The following is a 17,400-nucleotide window of genomic DNA, read 5'->3' on the forward strand; positions in this document are numbered from 1 at the left end:
TGCGACAACACAACCATGCGCTTCACGTTCCAGACCCGATACCTGCTTTACATCCTCACGGTTCATGCCGTACTGGTGGGCCTTACGTTCCAGATTCTGGAGAAAAACAAACCCCTATTTATCGCATCCGAGATCCTGATCGGGCTTTCGGTGATTGTGGCCATCGGGCTGTACCGCTCCTTTCGGAAACCGTCCGATTTTATCGCGTCGGGTATTGAAGCCATCCGCGACAAAGATTTTACGGTCAAGTTTGTCGCCACCGGCAACGACGAAATTGACCCGCTGATCCGGGTGTACAACCTTATGATCGATCAGTTGCGGCAGGAACGCACCCGGCAGGCCGAGCAACAGTTTTTTCTGGATAAACTGATCGAAGCTGCCCCGATTGCCCTACTCATTTTCGACTTCGACGAGCGTATATCGGCCGTAAACCCCAAGGCCCGGCAGTTGCTCAAACTACCCGAATCGGCCTTGCTCGGCCGTACACTAACGGGTGTGGCCCACCCGCTGCTCACCCAACTGCAAACCCTTGCCCCCGATCAGCCCCAAACGGTCCGGCTGGCGGGTGTCGAAACGTACCGGGTGCTACGGGGGCAGTTTATCGACCGGGGATTTCGGCGGCAATTTCTGTTTATCGAAGAACTCACGGCCGAAATCATTGAGACCGAAAAGAAGGCCTACGGCAAGGTGATTCGGATGATGGCCCACGAGGTAAACAACTCCATTGGGGCGATTAACAGCATTTTACACATTGCCGAACCCGACGTGGCCGACCCCGAGGTACGGCAAGCCGTACGGGTAGCCATCGAGCGCAACGACCGGCTCAACGGATTTATGCGTCGGTTTGCCGATGTGGTACGCCTGCCAACACCCGTTATCGTACAAACCGATATGCTTGCGCTCACACGTAACGTAAGCCGACTCATGCAACCTCAGGCCGACAACCGGGCCGTTGCGCTACAGCTTACCCTCCCTGATGAACCCGTATTCTGGCCTGCGGACAGTAGCCAAATGGAGCAGGTGCTGGTCAACGTGATTAAGAACGCCATTGAAGCCTGCGAGCCGGGGCAAACCATACGCATCAGGCTTTCGGACAGTGACCTGACGGTGCGTAATAACGGCCACCCCATTCCCGAGTCGGTAGCGGCTAATTTGTTCAATCCGTTTTTCAGTACCCGGCCTACGGGGCAGGGCATTGGGCTGACGCTGACCCGTGAAATCTTACTCAACCACGGATTCACGTTCTCGCTGAGCACCGAGACCGATGGCTGGACTGCGTTCAGAATTACTTGCCCACTGCGCAACGCTTACTACTCAAATCCCTGACAAAAAAGAAACCGCCCGCCAACGGCGAACGGCTTCCCGAGTACAACAAAACCACAGGGATAATGACCTGTGGGTTTGTCTCTGAACCCTTATGCTTCAATCAAGAACTCATCGTGCTGGCTAACGTCCAGACCCACTTTCTCGTCTTCTTCTGATACGCGGAGCGGCAGAATCAAATCGGTAACCTTCAGCACCAGGTACGACATCCCGAAGGCAAAGGCCGACACTACCACCAGGGCAATTAGGTGCTCAATGAACAGGCCGGTCTCGCCAAACGCCAGACCTTCTACCGTTACAGCTGCATTGATGCCTTTCGAAGCGAAAATACCCGTCATAAGCATACCAACCATACCGCCTACACCATGGCAGGGGAATACATCAAGGGTATCGTCAAGAGTCGATTTGGTGCGCAGGTGAGCGAGGAAGTTACTCGTAATGGCCGCAATGGTACCGATGAAAATTGCTGATGGAACCGTTACGAAACCAGCCGCCGGGGTAATGGCAACCAGACCTACCACAGCACCGATACAGAATCCGAGCGCCGATACTTTCTTACCCTTGGCGGCATCGAACAGTACCCAGGCCAAACCGGCCGCAGCCGCAGCGGTGTGGGTCGTAGCCAGTGCAATAGCTGACAGAGACGAGGCTCCTACGGCCGAACCGGCGTTGAAACCGAACCAGCCAAACCACAGCAGACCTGTTCCGAGCAACACAAACGGAATGTTGGCCGGTGGGGCAATATTGGCCTCAACGTGTGCCCGCCGACGCTTCAGGTACAAGGCTCCTGCCAGAGCTGCCCAACCTGCCGACATGTGTACGACGGTACCACCCGCAAAGTCGAGAACCCCACGCTTGAACAAGAACCCATCGGGGTGCCACGTCCAGTGCGCCAGCGGAGCGTACACGAAAATGCAGAACAAGACCATAAACAGAACGTACGACCGGAAGTTGATGCGCTCAGCCATTGAACCCGTCACGAGAGCAGGCGTGATAACGGCAAACTTCAACTGAAAAAAGGCGAAGAGCACCAGGGGAATGGTAGAAGCCAATGACCAGGGCTTTCCATCAACTACGCCGTTGAACATGAAAAACGTAGCCGGGTTACCAATGAACCCACCGATCGACTCACCGAACGCCAGACTGAACCCGCAAACTACCCACAGAACCGAAATCACACCCATTGCAATGAAGCTCTGGAGCATGGTCGAGATCACGTTTTTGTTGTTGACCATACCGCCGTAGAAATACGCCAGACCGGGGGTCATCAGAAGCACAAGCGCCGTGGCAATAAGCATCCAGGCCATATCGCCGGTGTTGAGCCCTTCGGTTACGATCTGTGTCGGTACGCCCATAAACTGGGGAAGGATGGCAATCACTGCTAAAACCAGCAGTACGGCAAGTGGGATGTAGTTAGGCTTTTGCATAGCTGAAATTTTAGGTTTTTGTTGTACTTAGAACTTGTAGATGAAGGCCATACCCACCGTGGTCTGCGAACTCTTGGTGAAATTGCCTTTACTGTCTTCAAACTGGAGGTTTCCTTCGGCGCTGCTGGCAGGTTTAGCGTAGCTGTCTACCCGCACTTCGGGTTTGATGAGCAGATGCCCATCGGCCACCGTGATGTTGCCCGTAAACGTGATCGAGTTTACGCTTGTGCCGTCGCCCAGCCGGTTGCGCAGGCCGCGCACACCCGCCGTATTGTCGAAGTATTCGTAGCGGGCCCCGATTCCGAAGTTGCTCGTCAGCGCGTAGTTGCTGTAGAGCGCTACGCCACCCCACGATTTCTTACCGTCGGCAAATGTGTATCCCTGGTAATCTCCTTTCTGGGAGCCCATAGCCGCATTAAGGCCAACAAAGAATTTCTCGGTGATCTGGTAGGTTGTTGCCAGATCGACAACGCCGTAGCTGGCTTCGGGGGTTACACCGAGCGAGTCGGGAGTTGCCTCATTGCTATAGATACCGTTGAGGTAGATGTTCCAACCCGAGGCCGGCGATACAAAAAACTGCCCGATCAGGCCTTTCTTCCGGTTGTTGTCATTGAGGGCGTCGACGTTATTCACCACACCCAACATCAGGGAGCTTTTGTCAGAGAAAGCGTAGGTTGCTTTGGCACCGACGTGGTAGAAGGGACCGTTATTAAAGAGGTTCGATAACGAGTAATTATAGTTGACCGGGGCGTCGATTACCTCATACCCGATGTGGGTACCAAACTGACCTACCGTAAACGTCAGCTTATCGGTCGCTTTCCAGTTAAAATACGCCTGCTTAATAGCAATCGAGCTACCACCGGGACCCAAAGGACCAATCAGGTTTCCGTAGTTACCCAAATCGGCATTAGGCCCGAAGGTCAGGTCAACCACCACATCCGATTTAGCCGTGCTGTAGCCAATCTTGGTTTGAATTAACCCAAGCGAAAACTGTCCAGAGCGCTGATCAAAAACCCGAGCCGTACCAGCTGCTCCCAGGTTGCTGCGTGAAGCAGGCTTATTGAGGTTAGCTATGTAATACGAGTCGATATACCCGGAAAAAGTAAATTTTCCCTTGCTATCATCGTCTGCATTTGGTGAAGAAACAGGATCACCTGCATACACACCAGCAGACAAAACCAGAGCAGATAAAAGTAAAAATTCTTTTTTCATAATTTCCTTTGGGTAATAAGTGGTTTTGCCAACTATAATTGAACACTGCAAAGGTTATTACAAAAATTTATTCAGTCAATAGACGACTTTTACTAAAACCTATATTTAGCCATTTTTTGCATTATTTTATAATTTGCACCATAATACTGAACCTAATAATCCTATTTTTAACTAAATTTTTTAGAAAATTCTTTATTTTAAAACCTACCTATTTCTGTTTCTTATTTCGCAAAGGCACAAAAAAAGCCGACCCTGCATGGGTCGGCTCTTGGAAAAAGAGAATTAATGCGATTTACGCTTCGGCGTGCAGCCAGGCTTTTTTAGCGAGCAGCGTATCCTGATCTTCTTCGTGCTCAGGATCGGGTACACAACAATCAACCGGGCACACGGCTGCGCACTGAGGCTCCTCGTGGAAACCAACGCACTCCGTACACTTATCCGAAACTATATAGTAAAACTCGTTGGAAACAGGCGACTGCGGAGCTTTGCCGCTAACCACGGTTCCATCGCCAAAATCAACCTCTGTAAGTTCTGTTCCACCGCCCCAGGTCCACTCTACACCCCCTTCGTAGATGGCCGTGTTTGGGCACTCTGGTTCGCAGGCACCGCAGTTGATGCACTCGTCGGTGATCATGATTGCCATAAGCAATGCAAGTTTATATCGTAAAAAATGGCATCTTGTAATTGAACAACAAATATAACTATTTAAAGTTTGGGGCCAAACTAATATTTAGATTTGTGGGTTGAAACACTACACCCACTTTACGCACTTCCCGGTAACCCGTAAAGTATTGGTCCTTTTTTGCCCCGGTTTTCTGACCATGCAACAATCCGAACGACTCCATACGTTTATTGCCTTAGGCGAATACCTCCGCTCCGACGAATCAACGGCTGAGCGCGAACAGATTTGCCACCGTGCTAACTTTTATAACAACTGGTTTACACCCGAAAACAACCACAAGGCACTGAACGCTATCGCCAACGATATGCTCACGGCTGAGTCGTTGACAAACTGGGTGGCTCAATACAACCCGGAACCTGCCGAACCCAAAACCATTGGCGTAGCAATGGCCGGTAATATTCCGGCAGTTGGTTTTCACGATCTTCTGTGCGTTCTAATTAGTGGGCACAAACTGCTTGCCAAAACAAGTAGCCAAGATTTTGTATTAATTCAATATTTAATACAAAAAATCACGGAGATTAATCCCGCCTTTACCGAACGGATTACGATTGCTGAGCGTCTCAATGCCGCCGATGCGTTCATCGCTACCGGTAGCGACAATACGGCCCGCTACTTTGAGTACTACTTTGGCAAGCGCCCTCACATTATCCGGCGCAACCGGACGTCGGTAGGTCTCTTGACAGGTAATGAAGGACCCGACGAGTTTGCTAAGCTCGGCGATGATATCCTGACATACTTCGGGTTAGGGTGTCGAAACGTCTCTACCCTGCTCATTCCCGAGAGCAATCAGGGTGCCCCTTACGACTTTGTTCCGTTGCTGCAAACCCTTGACCCCCTGGCGCCGACCTACCGGAACCTGAGCAAGTGGGTGAACAATTACGATTACAACAAGTCGATTTACCTGGTCAATGGGGTACCCCACTTCGACAATGGATTTCTGTTACTGACGCAACAGGAAGGTCTGGTTTCACCGATTTCGGTTGTGTATTACCAAACGTACCGCGATGCCGACGACGCAGCCGCCCTGCTTGCTAAGCAGGCCGATAAGATTCAGGTGGTAGCCTCGGCGGATGGTGCATACCCCGGCAGCGTTCTATTTGGGCAAACCCAGCACCCCACCCTGACCGACTATGCTGACGGTATCGACACGATGGCCTTTCTGGCCAAACTGTAGAGCCAGAAGCCTTCTTTCAGATTCAAACATAAAGGAGCACCGAGTATCAGCATGGTTCAAAACCGCTGCATAACTCGGTGCTCCTTTGTGTAACTCAATATGCTTACGTACTAAGACAGAATCGAATGGATAATGTAAAATAGACAGTTAACAAACTAACAATCAACAGATTGCGCCATTATACATTATTCATTGTACATTCACGTAGCCTTTACCGCAGTAACTGCCGCGAAATCACCAGTTTTTGGATTTCGCTCGTTCCTTCGCCAATGGTACATAGCTTGGCATCCCGGTAGAACTTCTCGACCGGAAAGTCTTTGATATAACCGTAGCCCCCAAAAATCTGAACGGCTTCGTTAGCAACATGCACTGCCGTTTCGGAGGCATGGAGTTTGGCAATTGCCGATTCCAACGTCGTGTTTTTGCGGGCGTCTTTCAGGTCAGCCGCCTGATAGGTTAGCAAGCGGGCCGCTTCAATCTGCGTGTACAAATCGGCCAATTTGAACCCAATGGCCTGAAAATTCGCAATGGGCTGCCCAAATTGCTGCCGCTCTTTAGCGTATTGCAGGGCCGCTTCGTACGCACCGTACGCAATGCCGAGGCTCAGGGCCGCAATGGAGATCCGCCCTCCGTCGAGCACTTTAAGTGACTGCACAAACCCATCCCCCACAGCGCCCAATCGTTGACTGTCAGAGATCCGGCAGTTATCAAAAATCATCTCGGCCGTTTCGGAAGCCCGCATGCCCAGCTTATTTTCTTTCTTGCCACCGGCAAAACCGGGCGTGCCACGCTCTACCACAAAGGCCGTTGCATTATGTGGTGTGTTGGGCTCGCCTGTGCGGGCAATCACAACGGCCACCTGACCGCTTCGGCCGTGAGTAATAAAGTTTTTAGAGCCGTTCAGGACCCAATCGTCCCCGTCGCGCACGGCGGTGGTCCGCATATTGCCCGCGTCGGACCCCGTATTGGGCTCCGTCAGTCCCCAGGCCCCAATCCACTCACCCGACGCCAGCCGGGGCAAATACCTCTGCTTTTGCTCTTCGTCTCCGAATAAGAGGATATGATTGGTACACAATGAATTATGAGCCGCCATCGATAACCCAACCGCCCCACATACCTTTGATAGCTCGACAATGGCCGACACGTACGCCCGGTAATTCAGACCCGCCCCGCCGTACTGTTCGGGAACGAGCATCCCCATAATACCCAGTTCGCCGAGCCGATGAAATACATCCGCCGGAAAATGCTGCGTCTCGTCCCATTCCATCACATGGGGCCGAACGTATTGCCGGGCAAAATCTCGAACAGACTGTGTAACGAGTTCGGCAACTTCTGCCTCAGCAGCACCTTTGTTTTCTGCAATTTCAGTAACCATAAATAAGCGTGTAACGTATCAAAAGATGAAGTGTGTAATGCTTAAATCTACAGCTATAACGCGACACTTCGACGGGATGTTATTTACTGGTCACACGCCCGGTCAGTTACCATTTACTAAGAATATTCGGGGTCGTACGCGAGCGCTTGTGCAGGGCAGAAAAGGCCCCATTTGGGCAACAAAAGGTAGTTTGTGACCAATTTGAAGGTTTCTTCATTTGTATAGAAATAGATACCAACTTTGGGTAAAAAGCCGTCGGCTAAAACCTTTTAGGGCGCATTATCCGAAAAGCCCTATTTTTGCAGGCGAAGGGCACTGTATTAAAAAAATGCAATAACCTTTATACAACCGAATCCTTCATTAAACTATTTATATGAAAATTGCAGTCGTTGGCACTGGTTACGTTGGACTTGTCACGGGGACTTGTTTTGCCGAAACCGGAAATCAGGTAACGTGCGTTGATATTGACGAGCGTAAAGTTGAAAAACTGAATAACGGGATTATCCCAATTTTTGAGCCAGGTCTCGATATTCTGTTCTACCGGAACGTAGAAGAAGGTCGGCTTAAGTTTACAACCAGCCTGGTAGATGGTATCAAAGGGGCCGAGGTGATTTTTCTGGCCTTGCCTACCCCTCCGGGCGAAGACGGCTCGGCCGATCTGAAGTATATTCTGAAAGTTGCCGATGACCTCGGGCCGATTCTGTCACAATATGCCGTTATCGTAGATAAAAGCACAGTTCCGGTCGGAACGGCTGAAAAAGTACACGCGGCTATCGCCAAAAACGCGCAGGTAGACTTTGACGTGGTATCGAACCCCGAATTTTTGCGGGAGGGCGTTGCAGTTGAAGACTTCATGAAGCCCGACCGGGTGGTAATCGGGACCAAATCTGACAAGGCAAAATCGGTGATGAATCGGTTGTATGCCCCTCTGGTGCGGCAAGGTAACCCCGTTATTTTCATGGATGAGCGCTCAGCAGAGATGACCAAATACGCAGCCAATGCGTTTCTGGCCACCAAAATCACGTTCATGAACGAGATCGCCAACCTGTGCGAACTGGCCGGTGCCAACGTCGACGATATTCGTCGGGGTATTGGCACTGATAGCCGGATCGGAAAGCGGTTTTTGTTTGCCGGGATTGGGTACGGCGGTAGCTGTTTCCCGAAAGACGTACAGGCTCTGGCTAAAACCGCGCAGGATCACGACTACGATTTCAGAATTCTGAAGTCGGTTATGGATGTGAACGCCAGCCAGAAAAGCAAACTGCTCCCACTTATCAAAGCGTATTTTGGGGGCGACCTGAAAGGCAAAACCATCGCGATCTGGGGATTGGCGTTTAAGCCCTACACCGATGATATCCGCGAAGCACCAGCCCTGGAAAACATTCGGGCTCTGCTGGCAGAAGGCGCTAAAATCACGGCTTACGACCCCGAAGCGATGGACAACGTTCGGAACATTCTGGGCAATCAGATTACCTACGCACACACCTCATACGCTGCTCTCGACGACGCCGACGCTCTCGTGATTATGACCGAATGGCCACTGTTCCGTACACCTGATTTCGATAAAATGAACCTGTTGCTCAAAAACAAAGTCATTTTCGATGGTCGGAATGTGTACGAGCTCGATCAGATGAAGGAGATGGGCTACACGTATTATTCAATTGGCCGTGAAACCGTAAAAAATGACTAATGATTGATTCAGAATGGATAATGCGGGTGAAATCGTAGCCAACATTATCCATTCTCTATTTTTCATTGTACATTCACCCCCCTATGAAGCGAGTACTTATCACCGGCGGAGCCGGATTCTTAGGTTCGCACCTGTGCGACCGGTTCATCAAAGAAGGCTACCACGTCATCGCGATGGACAATCTGATTACAGGCGATATTCGGAACATCGAGCACCTGTTCCACCTGCCTAACTTCGAGTTTTACCATCACGATGTATCGAAGTTTATCCATGTTCCGGGTGAGCTTGACTACATCCTGCATTTTGCCTCACCGGCCAGCCCGATCGACTACCTAAAAATTCCGATTCAGACGCTGAAAGTAGGCTCGTTGGGTATTCACAATTGCCTGGGTCTGGCTCGGGTAAAAAATGCGCGGGTTCTGATTGCGTCGACCTCGGAAGTGTACGGTGATCCGCACGTGCATCCACAAAACGAAGATTACTGGGGTAATGTAAACCCGGTAGGGCCTCGTGGTGTGTACGACGAAGCCAAGCGGTTCCAGGAGGCCATGACGATGGCGTACCATACGTACCACGGCCTCGAAACCCGCATTGTTCGTATTTTCAACACCTACGGCCCCCGTATGCGCCTAAACGACGGTCGGGTACTACCAGCATTTATTGGGCAGGCACTGCGTGGCGAAGATCTGACTGTTTTTGGCGACGGTAGCCAGACACGTTCGTTCTGCTACGTTGATGACCTGGTTGAGGGTATCTATCGGCTGCTGCTGAGCGACTACGCGTACCCAGTCAACGTGGGGAACCCAGCCGAAATTACCATTAAAGAGTTTGGTGAAGAGATCATCAAGCTGACTGGCACCTCACAAAAGCTGGTCTTTAAGCCATTACCGGCCGATGATCCAAAACAGCGCCGACCCGATATTACCCGGGCAAAGGAACTGCTCGGCTGGGAGCCGAAAGTATCGCGGGCAGAGGGTTTGGCTATCACATACGCCTACTTCAAAAACCTGCCGGAAGAGGAATTATACAAGGCTGCTTACCACCGCGAATTCTCTAAAAAATAAAGCAAACTTTCTGATAGCCACCGAAATTTACGTAACTTTGGGAGTGTGTATGCAACACGCATAACACCTTTAGCTGTCTGACAAAAACCTGTGTGCTTCAAGCGTACAGGTTTTTTTATTCAGCATGGTTAACCGGTTTTTTCAAGCCAAAACTATACATATAGGCCATAGTTTGACCCGATATTTCACCTGACATTGGCCGATTATCACCAATATTTGCTTCGATTACACGTCATCTATCGAACGCTCCTCTTTTTTGGTTACCTTTAACCTCCTCAATTAACGCTTCTGGTTCAACCGGACGATAAGCGAAGACCTCCTCTGATCGACAATTCATGCTACCTTCACTAACTCACTCAAACAGGGATAGTGATATCTTCTTTGTAGCCTCCTGTTAACTTATATGATATATAAGAATGACAAAAAGTTATAAATTGGATATTATTTTTTTAAACCCGTTTGGTAAAATTACTCAAACCCGTTTGCCAGTTTTAGTGATGGAATATGGCAGAAAAAATGGACAAAAAACCGACTGGAAAACGTATGGAATTTGACGATTATCTTGCTCAGAAGAATATAAACGCCGTTTTCTTTCGTCAGCAAGAGCCTGAGATCTACGAAGAGTGGAAGCAGTTATTTGAGCAAATTCATCCGGAGAGCTTCACCGCTCAAAAAAAATTTTTGCTTAATGATATCCGTAGAAAGTTTCAGTTGCGTTAGTTTGTAACTTAAATGAAACCGATACGTCAGTTTTCGTTATTTATCACCCCAAACTTTTGAAGCTATGAGCGTAAATTTAGGCGAACTAAAAGGCATTACCGATGCCGTACTGAATCTGTTAAAAGCCCAGGGACTTGGAACGAGCGAAGAGCTTTTAGAGGTAGCCAAAACGCCCGAAGGCCGTAAAGACTTGAGTAAAACGATCGGTGTTGATGCAACCATGATCCTCGACATTGCCAACCGGGCAGACCTCGCCCGCGTGAAAGGAATTGGCCGTGTGTACAGCGACTTGATGGAAGAGGCCGGCGTAGATACGGTGAAAGAACTCGCCCAGCGCGTTCCGGCCAATTTGCACGCTAAGCTGATCGAAATTAATTCTAAACGCCAGCTGACTCAACGTCCCCCTTCTCTCGATCAGGTCGCCGATTTTATTAATCAGGCGAAATCACTGCCAGCTACTCTCGAATATTAACCATAAGCGACCCGGCCTAAACCGGGTCGCTCTTTTTGCTACTTCCAGCGACCAATCACCACCCCTACCGACGCGTAATTGATCCAGTTCATATTGTACACATCGCTCACATCGGCCCCTCCTTCAACCACCCGGTAACCGCCTTTGAGCCGGAGATTTTGGGTGAGCCCATACGTTAGCCCCAGAAAAACGTCTTCGGCACGACCCTGTTTCGCCCCCAGCGCATCGCCTTCCAGCAACACACTCAATCGGTCGGTCGGCTTATATTGGAGCCAGAAGTTAATCAGGGGCACAAAACCAACATTATCGTAGTTTGTTTCCAGTGCGCCGTTCTCTGTTCGGAGGGCGATGTTCGCATCCCGAATCTTGGCGGTTAGGCCCAGCCCCAGATCGAAACGAGGCCGGTCGATGACATGATACCGGTAGGTCAGGCGGTACGAATTGAACGTGTAATCGGCTGTGATCGGCTGCCCCGACGGAAAAATGACATTATTGTAGTTCACATCGCGGGGGAACGCCCCCTCGTAGCGCACAGTCAGAGGTGCATAAAGCGCCGTAATCGTATGTCGCCCGCCCAGAGTTATGCCCGCCCGCAACCGGTAAAACAACTGCGGCTGCACGCGCAGGTCTTCGGCCAGGTTAAACAGTGTTCCACCCTGGTTCAGTATCCGCACTTTATTGTATCGCGTGCCCGTCACCAGGCCCCCTTCAATGTCTAAAAAAGCTTGCGCGTGACTATTCAGGTAGGTAAAACTCAGGGCTGCTGATAGCATAATCCCTTTCCAGAATGGGAGGCATTTCATAGGTAAATCGGTCTGTTGATTTCCTCTGAAACGCTGCTCCCTCCAAAAGGTTAGTTATACTGAGCGTACCGGCCGGTTGCTCGGCTGTTTCAAATAGACCTGTAAGCGATTTTCCAGCTCCGAGATATTCAGATTTAGGGCCATCTCGCCATCTGTAGCGAGCGAAATACGACCGGTTTCCTCCGAAATAACAATCACAGCCGCGTCGGTAGCCTCGCTCATACCAATACCCGCCCGGTGCCGGAAACCCAGTGCCGCCGGAATATCGGCATCATCGGAGACGGGCAAAATACAACGGGCCGCCCGAATGCGACCACCTGACAGGATCACGGCACCATCGTGCAGGGGGCTGTACTGCCCAAAAATAGCCAACAGCAGGGCTTTGGATAAGTCGGCATTGATTGGCTCACCCGATTGGGCATATTTTTCCAGATCGTCGTTTTTCTGCACAACGATCAGGCCGCCCGAAAACTCATCGGCCAGCACTTTGGTCGCGTCCAGAATAGGTTTCAGCAAAAGTACCGGTTCGTCGGCCACGGTTTGGCGGAGGAGCCAACGCCGGATAAACCGGTTGTTGACGGCATTGGTCGATTTACCGATAAGCAACAGAAACCGCCGTATTTCGTGCTGAAAAATGATAATCAAGGCCAACGCCCCCACGCTGATAAAATACTCCAGAATGGTAGTCAGCAGGTTAAGCCGCAGGGCCTTAACAACCAGATAAACAAGATAGACCAGCAGATAACCCACAAACACCCGGCTGGCAATGCTTCCCCGGACGAGGTTATAGATCTGATACAGCAAGACGGCCACCAGCGCCACATCGAGGATGTCGAGCCAGCCAATTTCTAAGAAGCCAAGACGAAGTAAAAACATGATGTAACGGTTCAGGTTTGGGAATGAAGGTAATGCCAGGGCCGGTTACTTCGAGAATACGCTCCCCAATAGGCCACTTGCCCGCCCCTTCGGCGGCTTAAATGTCGACGTGTTCGCCCTCAACGGCCAGGGCTGAGGCCGCAAATACCGACTGAGCCTCGGCCAGAAACCCGTCGAACTGCTTGTAACGCGATGAAATATGCCCGATGTACAACCGCCCCACCTGCGCCTGTTGCGCAACCAGGGCCGCCTGCCGGGCCGTTGAATGATACACTTCGGTAGCTCGCTCGGCATTGTCTTCCATAAAGGTCGACTCGTGATAGAGCACATCAACACCGGCCACCTGCTCAATAATGGCTTCGCGAAACCGGGTATCGGAGCAATACGCGTAACTGCGCGGGGGCGGGCCGGGCACGGTATAATCGGCCGCGGCAAACCGAATACTGCCATCAGCATGCCGGACATCCTGCCCGTTTTTCAGCTGTTTGAGTACCGCCACTTCTACGTCGTCGGGTAAGCGCTCACGCAGGAGCTTGGGCTTGAGTTGCTTCTCACGGAACAGAAAACCCGTACACGGAATCCGATGGTCGAGCGGAATACTCGTCACGGTCAGCGTTGGCCAATCGAGCAGCAATTCCGGGGCCGTCGGGTCGATGGCCTGAAAATGCAGCGGGAAATTCAGCCGCTGATCGGCCACGCGAAACATCGTCGTTAATACCTCATCGAGTCCGCGCGGTCCAAACAGCCACAAATCCTCAGTCCGGCCGCTCAGATTAAGGCTCGACAGCAAGGGTGGCAAACCGAAATAGTGGTCGCCGTGCAAATGGCTAATAAAGATGCAGCGTATCCGGCTGGGGCGGATACGCTGTTCAATTAGCCGATACTGAGTGGCCTCCCCACAGTCGATCAGAAACAGATCGTTCTGGTAGGTAATAATCTGGGCGGTCTGATGCCGCCCCAACGTGGGTGTTGCTGAGCCTACGCCCAGAAACAAAACGTTAAACGGAATCGGCGAATGGTGCCCTTCTATCTCACTGCTCGGGTTCCTGGCCAGCTCCGTATTCTCCATCATACTCGTCGTCGTCGTTGCGGAAATCGTTTTCCAGATCATTCATAAACACCGCATCGATGGCTTCTTCCACGGTTGGCAGAATGGTCAGGTCAGCAATATCTTCGAGGCTATCAATCAGGTTATCGTCTTTCGAGACCAGCACCATGATACCCAATTCATTGGCACACTGCCGGTTAATTTTCCGAATGGAGCCAAATCCTGCCGTATCAATAGACTTCACACTGGCCATGTCGATAATCAGGTTGCTGTACCCTTCCCGAATCAGCGACCGGGTAGCGGTTTCAAACTCGGCGGGCACCTCGCCCCCAAACTCGGTTTCAGCCAGTCGAATCAAGGCATATTGCTCGTTTTTCTCAATGGAGTGATTCATAGGTAGAAAAGCTGTCAAAGGTTTATTGTCTGAGGTCGCAAGGTTGTTTTCCGGCGCCTGACAAACTTCGTTCCTGTTTTAGCTATGTGTTTATTATTGGCAGATAAATTGACTACAGCGGCAACTGGGCCTGAATACTCGCTTCGATACGTGCCACGGGGTCGGTGAGGTCGGCGGGTTCAAACGCCATTCCGGTCACCGTTTCGTACAGCTCTACGTACCGGGCCGAAATCTGAGCGATCCACTCATCAGACATCTCTGGCACCACCTGACCGTCTTTTCCCTGAAAATTATGCGAAATCAGCCATTCTCTAACGAACTCTTTCGATAATTGTTTCTGCGGCCGGTTGTGCAACAGATTGTCTTCGTACTGATCGGCGTAAAAATACCGCGATGAATCGGGCGTGTGCACCTCGTCGATGAGGTAAATCTGCCCGTCGCGTTTACCAAATTCGTATTTGGTATCAACCAGCAACAGGCCCCGCTCAGCGGCCATTTGCGTACCGCGTTCAAACAGGACGAGAGCGTACGTTTCCAGCTGCTCATACTCAGCCTCCGACACAATACCCCGGCTGATGATTTCGTCCCGGCTAATGTCTTCGTCGTGCCCTTCGTGGGCCTTCGTCGTCGGCGTAATAATCGGGGTTGGTAAGCGGTCGCTTTCGCGCAGCCCCTCGGGCAACGTTACGCCACAAAGCACCCGGCCCCCGTCGCGGTACGTGCGCCAGGCATGACCAGCCAGGTATCCCCGCACCACCATCTCCACCGCGTAGGGTTCGCAGCGCCAACCAACGCTTACGTTTGGATCGGGCACGCTGATGAGCCAATTGGGCACCAAATCGGCCGTAGCCCGCAGAAAGTGAGCGGCCGTCTGATTCAGCACCTGTCCTTTGTGCGGAATGGCACGGGGCAGCACAACATCGAACGCCGAAATCCGATCCGTTGCGATCATGACCAGGTGGTCGTCGAACGAGTAGACTTCACGCACCTTACCCCGGTAAAAACCCGTTTGACCGGGAAAATTGAAATTGGTTTGGGAAATAGACACTGATTGGTGGTTTGTGGGTATCGGGCCGGCGATTCAGTCTGCAAATCGCCGGCCCGGCCCCTGTTTACAGTTTTTCAATCACAATGGCCGATGCGCCCCCGCCCCCGTTGCAAATACCCACGGCCCCAAAACGGCCGTTGCGCTGCGCTAATACGTTGGTGAGCGTGGTTACGATACGGGCCCCCGACGCACCCAGCGGATGCCCAATCGACACCGCTCCGCCGAGTACGTTCAGTTTCTCCTGCGGCACCTCAAGCACCTGACTAAAGGCCAGCGGAACCACCGAGAAGGCTTCGTTTACTTCAAAAAAATCAATATCGGCTGTCGTAAGCCCAGCCCGTTCGAGCGCCTTGGGAACCGCCTTGGTAGGTGCCGTAGTAAACCATTCGGGCTCCTGTTCGGCATCGGCATACGACACAATCCGGGCCAGGGCTTTCAGACCAAGCTCATCTGCTTTCCGGCGGCTCATGAGCACCAGGGCCGAGGCTCCATCGTTGATGGTCGACGCATTGGCTGCTGTCACGGTACCGTCTTTCGTGAAGGCAGGTTTCAGGGCCGGAATCTTGTCGTAAAATACGTTTTTATACTCTTCGTCTTCCGCCACGGTTACACTGCCTTTGCGGCCCGGCACCTCAATCGGTACAATTTCGGCTCCAAAGCTACCATCCGCCGTAGCGGCTTCGGCCCGGCGGTACGATTGCACCGCGTACGCATCCTGCATCTCACGGCTGATCCCATACCGGGTAGCCGTTTTGTCGGCGAAAACACCCATAGCGCATTCGTCGTAGGCATCCAGCAGCCCGTCTTTCGCCAACCCGTCAACCAGTTCGGCGTTCCCGTATTTGTAGCCAAAACGAGCCTTGGGCACGTAATACGGCACATTCGACATACTTTCCATACCACCAGCCACCACGACCTCGGCCAACCCCAACTGAATCGACTGGGCCGCCAGCATAATAGCTTTGGTACCCGACGCGCACACCTTGTTCACCGTCGTACACGGCACGGTAGCGGGTAGTCCGGCTTTCAGGGCGGCTTGCTTGGCAGGAGCCTGACCTACATTGGCCGACACCACATTGCCCATATATACTTCTTCAACCAGCTCAGGGGCGACCCCGGCCCGGCTCAAGGCACCTTTGATGGCTGCCGCCCCCAACTCGGTGGCCGACAGGGCCGACAACACACCCCCAAAGCTTCCGATGGGTGTACGCACGGCCGATACAATTACTACGTCTATCATGGTTTGTTTATTGATGCTATGTAATCCGTATAAAGTTTTCGGTTTAGTATTTACGGTTTTCAGTTGGTTGGTCCAGTACAGACCAACAGCCATTCAAACCGGCTAAACACGTAGCCCAAACAGGGCATACTACCACCGCCCCCCCCCTTTCCGGCCGGCCCGCCGACGCGCCAGTTCGAGCGGCACATCGTCGTCGCGCATGGCGTTAAGCAACAAATTGGCCTGCTCCTCGGTCATGTTCAGGTTTCGCAATCGGCGCAATACCTGCTCCTGCCGGGGCGACCGCACCAACTCCTGACCACTGCTATCGCGCTGGGCTTGCGGTTGGGCCGACGGTTTCTGACGCGGCTGGGGCGGTTTTTTACCCGAAAACCGACTCTTCACTAACTCAAAATTATAACGGGCGGGTTCGTTTTGTGGGTCAATTAGCAGGGCCTGTTGCAACAATTGCAGGGCCCGGCTTGTATCGCGGGCAGCACAGGCAATCACGCTGCGCTGCACGTAAGCCACAGCCAGTAATGGACCGGTTTCGGTTGGTTCAAAGCGCTGATAGGCCGCATTAGCCTGGCCGTATTGTCCTAACGCAAAATACGCGTGACCCAGATTAAGCCAAATAGCCGCTTCAGTCTGCGCGGGCTGCTTGATCAGAAAGGCATAATACTGAACAGCCCGCTTATAATCGCCCGCCCGGAAAGCGTTATCGGCCTCTTTGCGCGCCCGATTATTCTGGCTAATCGAATCGAACGACCCGAAAGGCCAAATGGCAGCAAGCAGAAATGAGAGGATCAGGCGCATACGAAACGGGCTATTCCAGAACAGCTCAACGGCCCAAAAATAACAGGAAAGTCGGAA

The 17,400-nt window shown here is 51.9% G+C and carries 17 protein-coding genes; 6 read left to right on the forward strand and 11 right to left on the reverse strand.

The window, feature by feature from the left end:
• Positions 1–15 precede the first annotated feature (15 nt).
• Positions 16–1,326 carry a sensor histidine kinase gene (locus F5984_RS20350; RefSeq protein ID WP_152126049.1) on the forward strand — a complete coding sequence of 437 codons (1,311 nt, stop codon included), beginning with the start codon at positions 16–18 and terminating at the stop codon, positions 1,324–1,326.
• Positions 1,327–1,415: 89 nt separating this feature from the next.
• On the opposite strand, the gene F5984_RS20355 is transcribed toward F5984_RS20350, so the two are convergent.
• From F5984_RS20355 to F5984_RS20365, 3 genes are all read right to left on the reverse strand, one after another.
• Positions 1,416–2,750, reverse strand: coding sequence for an ammonium transporter (locus F5984_RS20355; RefSeq protein WP_152126050.1), 1,335 nt, complete (start codon positions 2,748–2,750; stop codon positions 1,416–1,418).
• Positions 2,751–2,777: 27 nt separating this feature from the next.
• Positions 2,778–3,962: a porin gene (locus tag F5984_RS20360; protein WP_152126051.1), complete on the reverse strand. Its 1,185-nt coding sequence runs from the start codon at positions 3,960–3,962 to the stop codon at positions 2,778–2,780.
• Positions 3,963–4,254: 292 nt separating this feature from the next.
• Entirely contained in the window at positions 4,255–4,605 is a 351-nt protein-coding gene (locus F5984_RS20365) for a 4Fe-4S dicluster domain-containing protein (protein ID WP_019987173.1), read from the reverse strand.
• 178 nt (positions 4,606–4,783) lie between these two features.
• Here F5984_RS20365 and F5984_RS20370 point away from each other — a divergent pair, with 178 nt between their 5' ends.
• Complete coding sequence (locus F5984_RS20370) at positions 4,784–5,818, forward strand: acyl-CoA reductase (RefSeq protein WP_152126052.1); 1,035 nt, start codon at positions 4,784–4,786, stop codon at positions 5,816–5,818.
• A gap of 211 nt (positions 5,819–6,029) precedes the next feature.
• On the opposite strand, the gene F5984_RS20375 is transcribed toward F5984_RS20370, so the two are convergent.
• Positions 6,030–7,193 carry an acyl-CoA dehydrogenase family protein gene (locus F5984_RS20375; protein ID WP_152126053.1) on the reverse strand — a complete coding sequence of 388 codons (1,164 nt, stop codon included), beginning with the start codon at positions 7,191–7,193 and terminating at the stop codon, positions 6,030–6,032.
• Positions 7,194–7,566: 373 nt separating this feature from the next.
• Here F5984_RS20375 and F5984_RS20380 point away from each other — a divergent pair, with 373 nt between their 5' ends.
• The 4 genes from F5984_RS20380 (at position 7,567) to F5984_RS20390 (ending at position 11,139) form a co-directional block, all read left to right on the forward strand.
• Complete coding sequence (locus F5984_RS20380; protein ID WP_152126054.1) at positions 7,567–8,883, forward strand: UDP-glucose dehydrogenase family protein; 1,317 nt, start codon at positions 7,567–7,569, stop codon at positions 8,881–8,883.
• A gap of 83 nt (positions 8,884–8,966) precedes the next feature.
• The gene (locus F5984_RS20385; RefSeq protein WP_019987177.1) at positions 8,967–9,947 is read left to right on the forward strand and encodes a UDP-glucuronic acid decarboxylase family protein; all 981 of its coding nucleotides are present in this window, start codon (positions 8,967–8,969) and stop codon (positions 9,945–9,947) included.
• Between the two features lie 543 nt (positions 9,948–10,490).
• On the forward strand, positions 10,491–10,667 hold the full coding sequence (locus F5984_RS26600; protein WP_185155591.1) for a hypothetical protein: 177 nt from the start codon (positions 10,491–10,493) through the stop codon (positions 10,665–10,667).
• Positions 10,668–10,731: 64 nt separating this feature from the next.
• Positions 10,732–11,139 (forward strand): DUF4332 domain-containing protein, encoded by a 408-nt coding sequence (locus F5984_RS20390; protein ID WP_152126055.1) that lies wholly within the window; start codon positions 10,732–10,734, stop codon positions 11,137–11,139.
• A gap of 38 nt (positions 11,140–11,177) precedes the next feature.
• Here the strand turns inward: F5984_RS20390 and F5984_RS20395 are convergent, their stop codons facing one another.
• From F5984_RS20395 to F5984_RS20425, 7 genes are all read right to left on the reverse strand, one after another.
• Positions 11,178–11,942, reverse strand: a complete 765-nt coding sequence (locus F5984_RS20395) for a hypothetical protein (protein WP_152126056.1) — start codon at positions 11,940–11,942, stop codon at positions 11,178–11,180.
• A gap of 54 nt (positions 11,943–11,996) precedes the next feature.
• The gene (gene cdaA / locus F5984_RS20400) at positions 11,997–12,818 is read right to left on the reverse strand and encodes a diadenylate cyclase CdaA (RefSeq protein WP_152126057.1); all 822 of its coding nucleotides are present in this window, start codon (positions 12,816–12,818) and stop codon (positions 11,997–11,999) included.
• A 97-nt stretch (positions 12,819–12,915) separates the two neighbouring features.
• Entirely contained in the window at positions 12,916–13,887 is a 972-nt protein-coding gene (locus tag F5984_RS20405) for a ribonuclease Z (protein WP_152126144.1), read from the reverse strand.
• A complete protein-coding gene (locus F5984_RS20410; RefSeq protein WP_152126058.1) occupies positions 13,850–14,260 on the reverse strand; it encodes an STAS domain-containing protein in 411 nt (136 codons plus the stop codon). The genes F5984_RS20405 and F5984_RS20410 overlap by 38 nt, the downstream gene beginning before the upstream one ends.
• Before the next feature lie 112 nt (positions 14,261–14,372).
• Entirely contained in the window at positions 14,373–15,308 is a 936-nt protein-coding gene (locus tag F5984_RS20415) for a phosphoribosylaminoimidazolesuccinocarboxamide synthase (RefSeq protein WP_152126059.1), read from the reverse strand.
• A gap of 64 nt (positions 15,309–15,372) precedes the next feature.
• Entirely contained in the window at positions 15,373–16,548 is a 1,176-nt protein-coding gene (locus tag F5984_RS20420) for an acetyl-CoA C-acyltransferase (protein WP_152126060.1), read from the reverse strand.
• Between the two features lie 129 nt (positions 16,549–16,677).
• The gene (locus tag F5984_RS20425) at positions 16,678–17,343 is read right to left on the reverse strand and encodes an outer membrane protein assembly factor BamD (RefSeq protein WP_152126061.1); all 666 of its coding nucleotides are present in this window, start codon (positions 17,341–17,343) and stop codon (positions 16,678–16,680) included.
• Between the last annotated feature and the right edge of the window lie 57 nt (positions 17,344–17,400).

Origin of the sequence: Rudanella paleaurantiibacter (genome assembly GCF_009184635.1) — a bacterium.
Lineage (GTDB): Bacteria > Bacteroidota > Bacteroidia > Cytophagales > Spirosomataceae > Rudanella > Rudanella paleaurantiibacter.

Coding starts and splice junctions, on each gene's coding strand:
- F5984_RS20380 (WP_152126054.1), top strand. CDS start 7,567: ATGAAAATTGCAGTCGTTGGCACTGGTTACGTTGGACTTGTCACGGGG.
- F5984_RS20390 (WP_152126055.1), top strand. CDS start 10,732: ATGAGCGTAAATTTAGGCGAACTAAAAGGCATTACCGATGCCGTACTG.
- F5984_RS20365 (WP_019987173.1), bottom strand. CDS start 4,605: ATGGCAATCATGATCACCGACGAGTGCATCAACTGCGGTGCCTGCGAA.
- F5984_RS20425 (WP_152126061.1), bottom strand. CDS start 17,343: ATGCGCCTGATCCTCTCATTTCTGCTTGCTGCCATTTGGCCTTTCGGG.
- F5984_RS20355 (WP_152126050.1), bottom strand. CDS start 2,750: ATGCAAAAGCCTAACTACATCCCACTTGCCGTACTGCTGGTTTTAGCA.
- F5984_RS20375 (WP_152126053.1), bottom strand. CDS start 7,193: ATGGTTACTGAAATTGCAGAAAACAAAGGTGCTGCTGAGGCAGAAGTT.
- F5984_RS20370 (WP_152126052.1), top strand. CDS start 4,784: ATGCAACAATCCGAACGACTCCATACGTTTATTGCCTTAGGCGAATAC.
- F5984_RS20350 (WP_152126049.1), top strand. CDS start 16: ATGCGCTTCACGTTCCAGACCCGATACCTGCTTTACATCCTCACGGTT.
- F5984_RS20395 (WP_152126056.1), bottom strand. CDS start 11,942: ATGAAATGCCTCCCATTCTGGAAAGGGATTATGCTATCAGCAGCCCTG.
- F5984_RS20385 (WP_019987177.1), top strand. CDS start 8,967: ATGAAGCGAGTACTTATCACCGGCGGAGCCGGATTCTTAGGTTCGCAC.
- F5984_RS26600 (WP_185155591.1), top strand. CDS start 10,491: ATGGAATTTGACGATTATCTTGCTCAGAAGAATATAAACGCCGTTTTC.
- cdaA (WP_152126057.1), bottom strand. CDS start 12,818: ATGTTTTTACTTCGTCTTGGCTTCTTAGAAATTGGCTGGCTCGACATC.
- F5984_RS20405 (WP_152126144.1), bottom strand. CDS start 13,887: ATGGAGAATACGGAGCTGGCCAGGAACCCGAGCAGTGAGATAGAAGGG.
- F5984_RS20360 (WP_152126051.1), bottom strand. CDS start 3,962: ATGAAAAAAGAATTTTTACTTTTATCTGCTCTGGTTTTGTCTGCTGGT.
- F5984_RS20410 (WP_152126058.1), bottom strand. CDS start 14,260: ATGAATCACTCCATTGAGAAAAACGAGCAATATGCCTTGATTCGACTG.
- F5984_RS20420 (WP_152126060.1), bottom strand. CDS start 16,548: ATGATAGACGTAGTAATTGTATCGGCCGTGCGTACACCCATCGGAAGC.